Genomic DNA, 14657 nt, shown 5'->3' with positions numbered 1-14657 from the left:
ATCTCTGATTTTCTTCTGCAAACCTATGCCCTAGCCCCGATAGAAGTGGAAATCCTTTTGTACCGGTCCCGATAGCTATCGGGAGGCACAAAAGATTGTAGTGGATAGCGGGAAATGGCTCCTTATAAAATCAAATCACAAATCTTAAATCTTAAATCCCAACCTTTAACCATATAAGCTTCGACTTCGCTCAACTGGACACAGAATTACTCTTATATATTATAGTAGAATTTCCACCTTATATATTAAGGACAAAAATAAACCCACAGGTTTTAAAACTATCAGGCCTCATGAAGTGATTTTACTCTTATATATAATAATTGAAAATACTCTTGAAGACAATTATGAAATTTACTCTTACATATTATAGTATAAACATGAACATATGTATTGTATGTATTTCTGTAATGCGTTATATTTGCATTCACAAAATTATAAACAATGATTAAGATTACTTTACCCGATGGGTCAATTAGAGAGTTTGCTTCAGGCGTAACTCCGATGGAGGTTGCGAAAAGCATTAGTGAAGGATTTGCAAGAAACGTGATTTCGGCATCTTTTAATGGTACAACAATTGAAACCGAAACTCCATTGACGACCGACGGTAGTCTTATTTTATATACTTGGAATGATGCGGAAGGTAAAAAAGCTTTCTGGCATTCGACTTCGCACGTAATGGCGCAAGCGCTTGAGGAATTGTATCCTGGAATTAAACTAACTCTTGGACCTGCAATTTCAAACGGTTTCTATTATGATGTAGATTTTGAAGACCAAAAGATTACTGATGCTGACTTTAAAAAGATTGAAGATCGTGTTCTTGAAATTTCAAGAGGTAAACATGAATTTAAAATGCGTCCGGTTAGCAAAGCTGATGCTTTAGAGCTATACAAAGACAATGTTTACAAGACCGAATTGATTTCGAATCTTGAAGACGGAACTATCACGTTTTGTGATCATGCTACTTTTACTGATTTGTGTAGAGGTGGACACATTCCGAATACTGGTATCATCAAAGCTTTTAAAATTATGAGTGTTGCCGGTGCTTACTGGAGAGGTGATGAGAAAAACAAACAGTTGACTCGTGTTTACGGAACTTCTTTCCCAAAACAAAAGGACTTAACTGAATATCTTGAACTTCTAGAAGAAGCAAAACGTCGTGATCACCGTAAATTAGGCAAAGAACTTGAATTATTTGCTTTCTCTCAAAAAGTTGGCGCTGGTTTACCTTTATGGTTGCCAAAAGGTGCTGCACTTAGAGATCGTTTAGAGCAATTTTTGAAGAAAGCTCAAAAGAAAGCCGGATATGAGCAAGTGGTTACTCCGCATATTGGGCAAAAGGAACTTTATGTTACTTCTGGTCACTATGCAAAATATGGCGCTGATAGTTTTCAACCAATAAACACTCCTGCTGAAGGTGAAGAATTTTTATTAAAACCAATGAACTGTCCTCACCACTGTGAGATCTACAATGTAAGACCTTGGTCGTATAAAGATTTACCTAAGCGTTATGCTGAATTTGGTACTGTATATAGGTATGAGCAATCTGGTGAATTACATGGTCTAACTCGTGTAAGAGGGTTTACTCAGGATGATGCACATATTTTTTGTACTCCAGAGCAATTGGATGAGGAATTCAAAAAAGTAATTGATTTGGTTCTTTATGTATTTGGTTCTTTAGGTTTTGAAAACTTTACTGCTCAGATTTCATTGAGAGACAAGGAAAATAGAGATAAATATATTGGTTCTGATGAAAATTGGGAGAAAGCTGAAAATGCAATTATCAACGCTGCGGCTGACAAAGGACTAAATACTGTGATAGAATATGGCGAGGCTGCTTTTTACGGTCCGAAGCTTGACTTTATGGTAAAAGATGCCTTGGGAAGACAATGGCAATTAGGAACAATTCAAGTAGATTATAACTTACCTGAGCGTTTTGAATTGACTTACAAAGGTGCTGATAATGAATTACATCGCCCTGTTATGATTCACAGAGCTCCTTTTGGATCAATGGAACGCTTTATAGCAATTTTACTTGAACACACTGCGGGAAATTTCCCACTTTGGCTAATGCCTGAGCAGGCTATAATCTTGTCTTTGAGCGAGAAATACGAAATATATGCTAAAAAAGTTTTAGATTTGCTAGAAAATCACGAAATTCGCGCCCTAATTGACAACCGAAGCGAGACTATTGGCAAGAAAATTAGAGATGCCGAAATGCAAAAAATACCGTTTATGCTTATTGTAGGTGAGGAAGAGGAGAAAAATGGAACTATTTCGATCCGTCGTCACGGGCAAGAAGGAAAAGGGAATATTACAGTTACAATTGATGAATTTGTCGCTATTGTAAACGAAGAAATAAAAAAGACATTAAAAGTTTTTACAGTTTAACTTAAATTATAAAGTCATAGCAATAAGAAGCAACAGAGGTTACCAACCTCGAGTAGAAAAAAAGGATGCCCACAGAATAAATAACCTTATTCGTGGTGTACAAGAAGTAAGATTAGTAGGCGAGAACATCGAACCAGGTGTATTTAAGCTTGCCGAAGCTTTACGATTAGCGGATCAATTTGAATTGGATTTGGTTGAAATTTCGCCAAACGCTGAGCCGCCAGTTTGTAAAATCATGGATTACAAGAAATTTGTTTATGAACAAAAGAAACGTGATAAGGTTTTAAAAGCTAAGTCTACGCAAGTTGTAGTAAAAGAAATTCGTTTTGGTCCTCAGACAGATGAGCATGATTATGAATTTAAAAGAAAAAATGCTGAAAAGTTCCTGAAAGAAGGTGCTAAATTAAAAGCATTCGTATTCTTTAAAGGTCGTTCTATCATCTATAAAGATCAAGGACAGATTTTATTACTACGTTTGGCTACAGATTTAGAAGAACATGGTAAAGTAGAAGCTATGCCAGTTTTGGAAGGTAAGAGAATGATTATGTTCATTGCTCCGAAGAAAAAGAAATAAGTCTTAAAGTTACAAATCTTAAAGTCGAAAGTCATAAACTGACTTTTGACTTTTGACATTTAAACTTTCAGACCAAAATATAAGTAAGTAAGAATAAATTAAAACACTAGGAAAAATGCCTAAAATGAAAACAAAATCTAGCGCCAAGAAACGTTTCAAAGTTACTGGTTCTGGAAAGATTAAAAGAAAGCATGCTTTTAAAAGTCACATCTTGACTAAAAAATCTAAAAAACGTAAATTAGCTTTGACTCACTCAGCGCTAGTTCACTCTACAGATATGAAAAGCATTAAACAACAATTAAGAATTATCTAATAATTCTTTAGGTTAAAAAATATTTATATAACCTTGGAGTATGGCCATTAAGTTCCTTTGATTTAATTCAGGACGCCTGCTACAAAAACACATTAAAATTATGCCAAGATCGGTAAATTCAGTTGCTAAAAGAGCAAGAAGAAAAAAAATAATGAAGCAAGCCAAAGGTTTCTTTGGTAGACGTAAAAACGTTTGGACAGTTGCTAAGAATGCAGTAGAGAAAGCAATGTGCTACGCTTACCGCGATAGAAAACAAAACAAAAGAAATTTCCGTGCATTATGGATTCAACGTATCAACGCTGGAGCTAGATTGGAAGGAATGTCTTATTCTCAATTCATGGGGAAAGTAAAAGCTAACGGAATCGAATTGAACCGTAAAGTTCTTGCAGATTTAGCGATGAACCACCCTGAAGCTTTCAAAGCAATACTTAATAAAGTAAAATAAACGTTTTATAAACTCAATTTAGATTACTTACTTATCATAGAAAAACCATTCGCCGCGGCGGATGGTTTTTTGTTTTATAACTAATTCTAATCTTTAAGATTTAAATTTAAAAAGTACATTTGTATAAAATCAAATAGCATTAAATGTTTGAATCTCTTTTTAATCATATAGAAAAATTTGTACCTCTCAAACCTTCGGAGATTGATATTCTTGAATCGAGTTTAAGTTTATCTACAATCAAAAAGAAAACGCTTGTATTACAAGAAGGAGAGGTTTGTGATATCGCATACTTTATAGTTACAGGATGCATGCGACAATATATAATTAACGATAAAGGAAGTGAACAAACACTTCAATTTGGGATTGAAAACTGGTGGATTACTGATTATCTAAGTTATCATAATAATACTCCTTCCCATTTTTATATTCAGGCTGTCGAGAACTGCGAGGTCATCGCTATTGAAAAACCTGTACTTGAATCTCTTTTGATTCAGATTCCAAAACTGGAACGTTACTTTAGAATCGTTTCTCAAAAATCCTTTGGAGCTGCTCAAATGCGAATTAAATTTTTGTTTACAATGTCTGCAGAGGAAAGATACCATCATTTTAATGGTTTGAATCCCGAATTTGTTCAGCGTGTTCCGCAATATATGCTTGCCTCCTATCTTGATTTTTCTGCAGAATTTATGAGTAAAATAAGAGCCGGAAAAGTATAAACTGTATTTCTTGAAGTACTTCAAGTTTTTTAAAACAGATAAGCCGCAACTTTGTATCAAACTTTAAAAAACAAGAAAAATGAAACCAAGAATCGTTATCCCAACAGTTGCCCCAGAAGCTTATCAAGCCTTAATGAATTTAGAAAAATACATTTCGACTACTTCATTAACACCTGTACATAAAGAACTAATTAAAATCCGTGCTTCACAAATAAATGGTTGTGCATACTGTATCAACATGCATACTATCGATGGTAGAAAACATGGTATAACTGAGCAAAAAATTTACTTGCTAAATGCATGGCGTGAAGCGGATGTTTATACTGAAGAAGAGAAAGCGATCTTAGCTTTGACCGAACAAGTTACTCTAATCAGTAATCATGTTTCTGACGAAGTTTATCAAAATGCTGCTAATCTTTTTGACGAAAAATACCTTGCCGAAATTATTCTTTTGATCATCACTATTAATTCATGGAATAGATTAGCAATAACGACAGGATTGAGAGCAGTATAATGCCACCCCTGAGTTGCAATAAATTCACAAGATAGCCCTCTAAAACGAGGGCTATCTTGCGCATATGTCTGATTTACAGCACAAAATTAAAGAATTACACAAATACGCAAAATACCGTATTTATACTCTTTTTTAAGAAGTTAAATTCTTTATTTTTGGCATATGATACCACCCAGAATGCGCACATCCATATATATAATTTTTACCTTTCTCATTCTTTTATCTTGCCAAAAAAAAGATTGTAAAATAACTAAATCCACAAACACAAAAGGCAAGGTTGAAAAGCTAATTGCTACCGCTGATACTTTATTTAACGGCAATAACAAATTAGATAGTGCTTTTTACTACTATAATAAAGCCAAATTTATTTGCAATCCGGTAACAGATACCGATAATTATGTAACTGCATTAAACCGCATGGCAGAAATTCAGCAGATTCAAGGAGATTATGCTGGCAGCGAAACTACCATTACAGAAGCACTTCCCTGCTTAAAATCTGTAAAAAAGGTTTCTCAAATTTGGAGCACGTATATAATTCAGAGTATCAATTTCTTAAACACGTACGACTACAAGAATGCAATATTATACAATCAAAAAGCTTTACAATTAAAAACAGAAGAGTGGAGAAATTTAGCTGCGCAAAACAATATTGCAGTTATCTTAATGGAAGAAGGGAAATACGAGGAGTCTCTTCAAATGTTCCTTTCGTTAATAGTAAAAAAAGAAGTTGTTAATGATAATCAATTTCAAGGTAAAGCTTTAGACCATATCGGATTTTGTTATTTTAAAATAAACAATTTAAAAAAGGCTCTTTACTATTTTAACAAAGGTCTGGAAATCAAAAAAAAGGCAAACACGCCTCTCGATTTAGGAAAAAGTTATACCCATTTTGCAAAGTTTTACGAAAAAAGCAATCCGTCTTTGGCAAAAAAATATATGCTTCTAAGCTATGAAAAATTCAGTGCCAAAAATAATGTTGATGAAAGGCTGTCTTCGTTGAAGCTAATAATCACCAATAGTTCTGACAAAGAGCTAAAGAAGTACTCTGTAATTTATGTTAATCTGGTAGACAGTGTTTTTGAAATAAGACAAAAAGCCAAAAACCAATTTGCCAGAATTAAGTATGATTCTAAAAAAGAAAAAGACGAAAATTTAAAACTTAAGACACACAGAGCAGTAAATGAATTACAATTAGAAAGGCAAAAAACCAGAAATATCATATCGTATATCATTATAGTACTAAGTTTAAGTTTGATTTTAGTTCTCTATTTCTACTTAACTTCTAGAGGAAAGCGAGAAAAAATTGAGGCTACTTATAAAAGTGAAACGCGTATTGCGAAAAAATTACATGATGAACTTGCCAATGACATATACCATACTATGGCTTTTGCCGAGAGTAAAAACCTTTCATTAGCAGAAAACAAAGAGCAATTATTGAATAATCTCGATATTATTTATTCCAGAACAAGAGATATTTCAAAAGAAAACAACCCGATTATAATTAATGAAAAATATGTTTTCTATTTAAAAGAGATGATTTCCGGATTCAATACCACTAATATTAGCCTTCTAGTAAATGGTATAGAAAATATTACATGGAATGAAATTGAAAAAAATAAAAAGATAACAGTTTACAGAGTATTACAGGAATTACTTGTAAATATGAAGAAATACAGTAATGCAACCTTAGTTGACATTACTTTTAAGAAAACTGATAAAAGTGTAATTATTACTTATACCGATAATGGAAAAGGTATTGACCTTAACGCCATAACATTTAAAAATGGATTGCATAATGTTGAAAATAGAGTTTTAGCAATTAAAGGAGAAATTGATATTGATTCTGCTCCTGATAAGGGATTTAAAGTCTTTATTAAATTTCCTTTATCATAATGAGAGAGTCTCTTTATTTTTTTAATACCAAAACGATTTTGAAATATCTCATCGTAATACTTACTATATTATTAGGTGGTATTATATTTTTATTGAAATCAAACAAAATTGAGAGACAATCAGAGTCCCAGAAAAAAGACAATTCCATAAAAATAAAACAACTTATAGATATAGGAGATAAATTTTATGACACAAATAAATGGGATAGTGCATTTGTATACTATAACAAAGCACAGTTACTTTGTAATCCAAAAACGAACTGTGAAGATTATGTTTATATAGTATCAATCATGGCAAATATGCAGACATATTATGGTGATTATATATCAAGTGAAACAAACTTAACAAAGACGCTTCCATATTTAAGATTTGTAAAAACACCACGAATTGTACGTAATGTTTATAGTTATATTGCCTTCAACTATTATGCAACTTATGATTATAAAAATGCAATATTATATCACAAAAAAGCATTGGAACTTCCTGGAACACCCTATAAAAAATCAATCATATTGACCGACATAGTACTTGTTTATTTCCAAGAAAAAAAATATCAAAAGGCTGCGGATTTACTTGAAATATTAGCTTCAAAAAAAGCTGTTTATAAAAAAGAACCTAATGATAGTGACAAGCACTATGCATACATTTTAAACCTTTTAGGTTTTTGCTATTTTAATCTCGGTAAATCTGAGGCTCTAGATCTTTACCTAAAAAGTCTAAAAACTAGTATTAAGCTGAAAGACGATTCTAGGCTAGTAATTGTTTACGAATATCTTTCAATATTTTATAAAAAAAAGAATCCAAAATTAGCGCTCGAATATGCGAAAAAATCTTATCAGCAAGCGCTTATTGGTAATTCAGCTTCTACTAAAGCAAATTGTCTAGCTCTCCTAATAAAAACATCAAATGGAAATAATCTAAGGCAATATTCATCTGATTATATAAATATAATTGACAGTATAATTATCAGCAGGAAAAAAGCTAAAAATCAATTTACCAATATAAAGTACAATTTCAACAAAGACAAAGAAGAAAACTTACAGCTGAAAGCTCAAAAAGCTGAAAATGAATTACAATTAGAAAAGCAAAAAAGCCGAAATATTATTTTGTCCATAACTATCCTATTTGTTTTAGGATTTATGGCGTTTTTATATCTCTATCTAACCTCTAAAGGAAAAAAAGAAAAAAAAGAAGCTATCTATAAAAGCGAAATACAAATATCAAAAAAACTTCACGATGAGCTAGCAAATGATATTTATCAAACGCTGTCTTTTGTCAAAAATACAGATCTTGAACTAGATGAAAATAAAGATCAATTATTAAAAAATCTCGATGCAATTTATTCCAGAACGAGGGATATTTCAAAAGAGAATAGTGAAATCGCAACTGATGAAAAATATGTCATTGCATTAAAAGAAATGATTTCGGGATTTAAATCTTCAAACATAAATATATTACTGAATGGTACAGAAACTATTTTGTGGAATGAAATCGAAAAAAGCAAAAAAATAACCGTTTACAGGGTCTTACAAGAATTGCTTGTAAACATGAGAAAACATAGTGAAGCAACTTTGGTTGGAATCAATTTTAAAACAACCGAGAAAAGTATTGTCGTAAATTATACCGATAACGGAAAGGGTATTGACACAAGCGAAATGAATTTAAAAAATGGGCTACATAATGTTGAAAACAGAATTTCAGCAATTAAAGGAGAAATTGTCATCGAATCTTCTCCAGGTAAAGGATTTAAAGTCTTTATTAAATTTCCTGTTTAATTATGAAAAGACAATTACATTTTATTCCAAACAAGACAATCCTAAAATATCTTCTAATAGTACAATTTCTACTATTAGGAGGTTCTTTGATATTGTTTCAATCTTATAAAAATGATAGTAGCTTAGTAAAAATCAAAAAAAAAGATAATAGTGCAGAAATAAAAAGACTATCTGATATAGCAGATGTCTATTTTGATACCAATAAAAAAGATAGTGCGATTTACTTTTTCAATAAAGCCAAAAAACTTTGCGACCCAAATAAAAATACTATAGATTATGTTTACGCACTATCTTGTATCTCTCAACTTCAATTTGAACAAGGAAATTATATTGCTAGTGAAGCTAGTGCTACAGAAGCATTGCCTTATATAAAACATATCAAAAACCCAAGATATTCATGGATAGTATATAATCTATTGGGACTTAACTACATGAACAACTATGATAATACTAATGCGACTTTATACTTCAATAAAGCGCTGTCATTGAACACAAGCGCCTGGAGAAAATATATTGCTCTAAACAATCTAGGTGCAATTTATATCAATCAGAAGAAATACAAAGAGGCGATGAAAATATTCAAGATACTAGCCTCACAAAAAAATGTATCTAAATATGACGCCATTAACCATAATAACTATTCTTTCGCAATAAATAATTTAGGTTTTTGCTATTACAAACTGGGAAATTCTAAAAAAGCCCAAAATTATTTCTATGAAGCATTAAAAATTAGATTAAAACCAGAAACTCAAGAAGGATTAGTGACAACCTATAAAAACCTTTCTTCAATTTTTGAAAAAACTGATCCTAATTTATCTTTGAAATATATAAAAAAAGCTTACGAACATGCGTCAAAAATAAAGAATGTTACAGAAAGGGTCGAAACCTTAGCTCTTTTAATTAAACATAGCGAGGCAAATGATTTAAAACGACATTCATTAACTTATATTAAATTAGTAGACAGTATTACGATTGCAAGGCAAACTGCAAAAAATCAGTTTATGAATATTCAATATCTTTCTAAAAAAGATAAAGAAGAAAACCTTAGACTTAAAGCACAAAAAGCAGAAAACGAGCTTCAGCTGGAAAGACAAAAAAAACGAATTATCATTTCATATATTATAATCCTATTTATTCTGGGATTGGTCACATTTCTATGTTATCATTTAAATTCAAAAGGAAGAAAAGAAAAAAATGATGCTGTCTTAAAAAGTGAACTCCGAATATCTAAAAAATTACATGATGAATTGGCTAATGATGTTTACCAAACTATTGCTTTCGCAGAAATCAAAGATTTGAAGATAGACGAAAACAGAGAGCACTTGCTAAATAATTTAGAGAATATTTACCTGCGAACAAGAAACATTTCGAAAGAAAACAGTAAAATCACAACAGATAAAAATTACATCGTAGCATTAAAGGAAATGATTTCTGGATTTAAAACTCCAAAAATTAATATTTTACTAAATGGTTTTGATACGATTTCTTGGGATAAAGTCGAAACAAACAAAAAAATAATCCTGTATCGAATCTTACAAGAATTGTTTTTAAACATGAAACAGCACAGTCAGGCAACTTTAGTAAGCACTACATTCAAATTAAAAGAAAAAAATCTTATCGTCATCTACAATGATAACGGCGTTGGAATCAATAAAAATGATTTAATTTTTAAAAATGGACTACAAAATGTGGAAAACCGTATTAAAACTATAAATGGAACTATTATTTTTGACCCTGATTATGAAAAAGGATTTAAGTTAAGTTTCACTTTCCCCATTTAAAGAAAATATAATATGTTCAAAAAAGTTTTAGTTGCCGAAGATTTAGATAGTATAAGTATCGCCGTTATACAAGTACTTGAAGACCTTAAAATCCCAACAATTCATCATGTGAAGTATTGTGACGATGGCTTATTAAAAGCAAAAAAAGCATTGATAGACAATGAACCTTATGATTTACTGATAAGCGATTTGTCTTTTAAAACAGATCATAGAAAAACTCACCTTACAAGTGGCGAAGATTTGATAAAAGCAATAAACGAAGTTCAGCCTAAATTAAAAAAAATAGTTTTTTCGATTGAAGATAAATCATACCGAATAAAATCTCTTTTTAATGACTTAGGAATTAATGCTTATGTTTCTAAAGGAAGAAATAGTATTGAAGAGCTAAGAAAAGCAATTGAAGGAACTTATAGAAACGAAGAAAAAATACTTTCTTCTGATTTATCATTTAGTTTTAATGATAAAGCTTTGATCGAAATTGAATCTTACGACATTTCAATTTTAAAGCTTCTATCACAAGGACATATTTTAGAAAGTATCTCAAATGAGTTTAAGGCTTCTTGTATAACTCCAAATGGAACAAGTAGTATTGAAAAAAGAATCAATAAACTAAAGATATATTTTAAGGCCAACAATAATGTTCATTTAATTGCTATTGCTAAAGATTTTGGCTTAGTTTAAATTTTAGCGCTTTTACGGTTTCCCGTAAGGAAATGTTTTTTTATAATAATAGATTTGTACTGAATCAATTGACTACCTTATGAAAGCCAGATATAGAGTTAATTTTATTTCAAAAATTAATACAACTAATAACAAGATTATTATGAAAACCATGCTTCTTTGTATTGCACTTTCAATGAGTTTTGCTTTCATTTCAGAAAAAACAGGATGGATCGAAGTAGACTGGAAAATTATTTTTATTCCGGCCCTTCTTGTTTTGCAGATCATAATTATTTCAACCGCTTTAAAAAACAGATTTAAAAAACATTAAAACTTCTTTTAAATCTTTTTTTGTGTTGGAAAAAAAACAATAGCAATTGAAATAAAAGAAACTATTGCCAAATTTTGAAATGCTTATATTTGATTTTTAAAATTCTGCATGAAAAATACTCTTAGATTTATTCTCTTATTTTTTTATTGTTTCTCTTTTTCACAAACTAAAATTCTTTCTTGGAATTTAGAAAACTTTGGAAAGTCAAAATCCGAATCTGAATTAAATTTCATTGCCAGTACTATAAATAACTACGATATTATAGCTATTCAGGAAGTTGTAGCTGGTTATGGCGGTGCTCAGGCAGTTGCAAAGCTTACCGCAATCTTAAACGAAAAAGGTTCAAAATGGGATTATAGTATTAGTAATCCAACTAGCAGCAGCAGTTACAAAACAGAACGCTACGCATTTATCTGGAAAACTTCTAAAATAAAACTAAAAGGAAATACCTGGCTAGAAAAAAAATACTATTTAGAAATTGATCGTGAGCCTTATTTTGCCACTTTTGAAATTAATAAAAAACTAATTACTCTGGTAAGTTTTCACGCTATTACCAAGAGTAAACAGCCTGAAACAGAAATTAAGTACTTTAAATTTTTACCACAGCAATATCCAGATCTAAATTTAGTTTTTCTTGGAGATTTTAATTGTCCACAGTCACATACTGTATTTAATCCGTTGAAAAAAAAGGGGTACACTCCTATTTTACAGAATCAAAAAACTACATTAAAACAGAAATGTAATGCTGATAATTGTTTAGCATCAGAATTTGACAATATATTCTATAAATCAGAAACTACAAAGTATATTAATTCTGGTATAATTTCATTTCATAAAAAATTCGCTTCATTAAAAGAAGCCCGAAAAATATCAGATCACATACCAATATGGTTTGAATTTTCTTTGAATTAAACTATGTTTTGAGTTTTTTCTTTCTTGCAGCAGGAAACAAAACATTGTTAAGAATTAATCTGTAGCCTGGAGAATTTGGGTGTAAATCTAAAACCGTTGGCGGATCTCCAACCTGATGTTGAAAATCTTCGGGATCATGGCCACCAAAAAAAGTAAACATTCCTTTTCCTTTTTCTCCATGAATATATCTCGACTCACCATTTATTTCGCAAGTTCCCATTACTAAAACATTTGATTTTATCAATGCCGTATCAAATGATGTTGTTTGTCCCATGAAACCTTTAACTAACTGAGTATGATTTTGACATAACATACTAGGGATTGGATCCCATTTTGCAGAAAATTCCATTAGTGTAAAATAATCTTTTTCAACAGCAATTCGGCGTTTTGATGTCATATCAATATCAGAGAACTCATAAACTTCCGGTTTTCTTTCCAGAGTAAAATCTTTAAAGGCAAACGAATTTGAATAATTTAATTTTGACTGATAGTTTGAATCACTCGCGTCGCCATCAAACATCGCTTCGCAAATATCAACTCCATCAGCAGCTAATGCAATATCAAAACTATCTGTTGCTGAACACATGGCAAACATGAATCCGCCACCTATTACAAAATCTCTAATTTTTTTGGCAACAGCCCCTTTTTCCTGCGACACTTTAGCATAACCTAATTTTGTAGCCAAAGCTTCAGCATCTTTTTTCTGATCAATATACCAAGGTGTATTTTTATAGGCTGCATAAAATTTTCCGTATTGTCCCGTAAAATCTTCATGATGCAAGTGCAGCCAATCGTAGAGTAACAACTGATCACTTAAAACTTCTTCGTCATAAATTGGTGTAAAAGGAATTTCGGCATAAGTCAACACTAATGTTACAGCGTCATCCCATGGTTGTTTTCCTTTTGGAGTATAAACAGCAATTTTAGGCGCTTTTTCAAGAATAACAGATTCCATATTTTGTGACGGACTCGAAATTTCTTCTAAAATTGAAACTTCTTCACTGTCTGAAAGAACCTCAAAACTAACGCCACGAATCTGACATTCTTTTCTAATCTCGGCAACATCCGGAAGCAAAAATGAGCCCCCACGATAATTAAGCAACCAACTTGCTTTATAATCTTTACTTAAACACCAATAGGTAATTCCGTATGCTTTTAGATGATTCTGCTGAGTTGTTTCATCCATCGGAAGTAAGATAAACGAAGCTTTTGCTGTAAATGAAAGTAGAAATATGAAAATATAAACTAAACTCTTATTCATTAGAAAATTATTTTAGTAAAGATATAAAGGAAGCGTCAAAAAACACAACAGATCTCAGGTTTTATAACAGGTTCAAACGTTAAATACAGAATCCAATTATCTAATCGTTTCATTTAGGTTACAAAAACGGGTAAAAACACCTGTACTTCGAAAATTATTTCTGCTTAAATTTGCTATCCCAAATCATCAACCTAACCAATGAAAAACCGGAAACATGAAGTTTAATGATAGTAATAACCAACCAAAAGGATTAAATGTAATGCAGAAAATAGGTTTATGTTTACTGGCACTGACAATTATTTTATACTATGTATTATCAATCCAATTTCTGACGAGCTAAGAAATTAAAGTCTTAGATCTGCAATTTCGTTTTGTATAGCATACACCACTAACCCGGCAATATTTCTAGATTCGGTTTTAAGCAATAAATTATTTCTATGTCCTTCAACTGTTCTTGGACTTAAATAAAGATGCTCAGCAATTTCTGAAGTTGTTTTTTGCTGACAAATAAGCTGAAGAATTTCTATTTCGCGGGGCGAAAGAAAACTAGTTTCTAAATTGCCTTTTATGTTTTTAGTAGAAACAATTGTTTCCTGAATTGTCTTTAACACATTTTCATTGTAGTGAAATCCTTTTCTATGAACTTCATTGATAGTCCGGATTAAATCTTTTGGAGTTGCATTCTTTATCAAATATGCAACTGCACCAACCTGAATCATATTGGCAATAAATGACTTTGTATCATAGCTTGTTAAAGCTACAATTTTAATTTCGGGAAATAACTTCCTGATAATTTTTGTCGCTTCAACGCCATTTAATACAGGCATTTTCAAATCCATGATAATAATATCCGGTTTTGTTTCGATCTCTTCTAACTGAGAAATAAGATCTTCGCCATTTGAGGCTTCAAAAACGATCTCGATATTATCTTCTCTTTGCAACAAAAAAGAAATCCCTTTACGGAACAAAACTTCGTCATCGACTAAAGCAATTTTAATAGCGGCACTCATTTTTTTTGTTTTTGGTCGTTTGGTATGCCGAAATTACAAAATATGAACCAATATAATACGTAATCCCGTATTATATTGCGTCAA

The 14657-nt window shown here is 31.3% G+C and carries 14 protein-coding genes; 12 read left to right on the top strand and 2 right to left on the bottom strand.

The window, feature by feature from the left end:
* The first annotated feature begins 441 nt into the window (after positions 1 to 441).
* The 12 genes from thrS to LPB88_RS20835 all read left to right on the top strand — a co-directional run bounded on the left by thrS (position 442) and on the right by LPB88_RS20835 (position 12302).
* Complete coding sequence (gene thrS, locus LPB88_RS20890) at positions 442 to 2388, top strand: threonine--tRNA ligase (protein WP_230717598.1); 1947 nt, start codon at positions 442 to 444, stop codon at positions 2386 to 2388.
* Between the two features lie 22 nt (positions 2389 to 2410).
* Positions 2411 to 2962 (top strand): translation initiation factor IF-3, encoded by a 552-nt coding sequence (infC, locus tag LPB88_RS20885; RefSeq protein WP_081491471.1) that lies wholly within the window; start codon positions 2411 to 2413, stop codon positions 2960 to 2962.
* A 115-nt stretch (positions 2963 to 3077) separates the two neighbouring features.
* A complete protein-coding gene (gene rpmI / locus LPB88_RS20880) occupies positions 3078 to 3275 on the top strand; it encodes a 50S ribosomal protein L35 (protein WP_007810722.1) in 198 nt (65 codons plus the stop codon).
* Between the two features lie 100 nt (positions 3276 to 3375).
* Positions 3376 to 3720 carry a 50S ribosomal protein L20 gene (rplT, locus tag LPB88_RS20875; protein ID WP_007810721.1) on the top strand — a complete coding sequence of 115 codons (345 nt, stop codon included), beginning with the start codon at positions 3376 to 3378 and terminating at the stop codon, positions 3718 to 3720.
* Positions 3721 to 3863: 143 nt separating this feature from the next.
* Positions 3864 to 4436: a Crp/Fnr family transcriptional regulator gene (locus LPB88_RS20870; protein ID WP_230717597.1), complete on the top strand. Its 573-nt coding sequence runs from the start codon at positions 3864 to 3866 to the stop codon at positions 4434 to 4436.
* 79 nt (positions 4437 to 4515) lie between these two features.
* Positions 4516 to 4950, top strand: a complete 435-nt coding sequence (locus tag LPB88_RS20865; protein ID WP_230717596.1) for a carboxymuconolactone decarboxylase family protein — start codon at positions 4516 to 4518, stop codon at positions 4948 to 4950.
* Positions 4951 to 5367: 417 nt separating this feature from the next.
* Positions 5368 to 6843: a tetratricopeptide repeat-containing sensor histidine kinase gene (locus LPB88_RS20860; RefSeq protein WP_230717595.1), complete on the top strand. Its 1476-nt coding sequence runs from the start codon at positions 5368 to 5370 to the stop codon at positions 6841 to 6843.
* A complete protein-coding gene (locus tag LPB88_RS20855) occupies positions 6843 to 8618 on the top strand; it encodes a tetratricopeptide repeat-containing sensor histidine kinase (protein ID WP_230717594.1) in 1776 nt (591 codons plus the stop codon). Before LPB88_RS20860 ends, LPB88_RS20855 begins: the two co-directional genes overlap by 1 nt.
* 2 nt (positions 8619 to 8620) lie before the next feature.
* On the top strand, positions 8621 to 10399 hold the full coding sequence (locus tag LPB88_RS20850) for a tetratricopeptide repeat protein (RefSeq protein WP_230717593.1): 1779 nt from the start codon (positions 8621 to 8623) through the stop codon (positions 10397 to 10399).
* 12 nt (positions 10400 to 10411) lie between these two features.
* Positions 10412 to 11080 carry a response regulator gene (locus tag LPB88_RS20845; protein ID WP_230717592.1) on the top strand — a complete coding sequence of 223 codons (669 nt, stop codon included), beginning with the start codon at positions 10412 to 10414 and terminating at the stop codon, positions 11078 to 11080.
* Between the two features lie 142 nt (positions 11081 to 11222).
* Positions 11223 to 11390, top strand: coding sequence for a hypothetical protein (locus LPB88_RS20840; RefSeq protein ID WP_230717591.1), 168 nt, complete (start codon positions 11223 to 11225; stop codon positions 11388 to 11390).
* Positions 11391 to 11498: 108 nt separating this feature from the next.
* Positions 11499 to 12302, top strand: coding sequence for an endonuclease/exonuclease/phosphatase family protein (locus LPB88_RS20835; protein WP_230717590.1), 804 nt, complete (start codon positions 11499 to 11501; stop codon positions 12300 to 12302).
* A gap of 1 nt (position 12303) precedes the next feature.
* Here LPB88_RS20835 and LPB88_RS20830 read toward each other — a convergent pair whose 3' ends face one another.
* Both LPB88_RS20830 and LPB88_RS20825 read right to left on the bottom strand, forming a co-directional pair.
* Positions 12304 to 13563, bottom strand: coding sequence for an asparagine synthetase B (locus LPB88_RS20830; protein ID WP_230717589.1), 1260 nt, complete (start codon positions 13561 to 13563; stop codon positions 12304 to 12306).
* Between the two features lie 344 nt (positions 13564 to 13907).
* Positions 13908 to 14573 (bottom strand): response regulator transcription factor, encoded by a 666-nt coding sequence (locus LPB88_RS20825; RefSeq protein ID WP_230717588.1) that lies wholly within the window; start codon positions 14571 to 14573, stop codon positions 13908 to 13910.
* Positions 14574 to 14657: the final 84 nt, after the last annotated feature.

It is taken from the genome of Flavobacterium sp. JAS, from assembly GCF_020991455.1.
GTDB lineage: Bacteria > Bacteroidota > Bacteroidia > Flavobacteriales > Flavobacteriaceae > Flavobacterium.
Note: the sequence above shows the minus strand (reverse complement) of the source record. Positions and strands in the feature narration are given on the sequence as shown.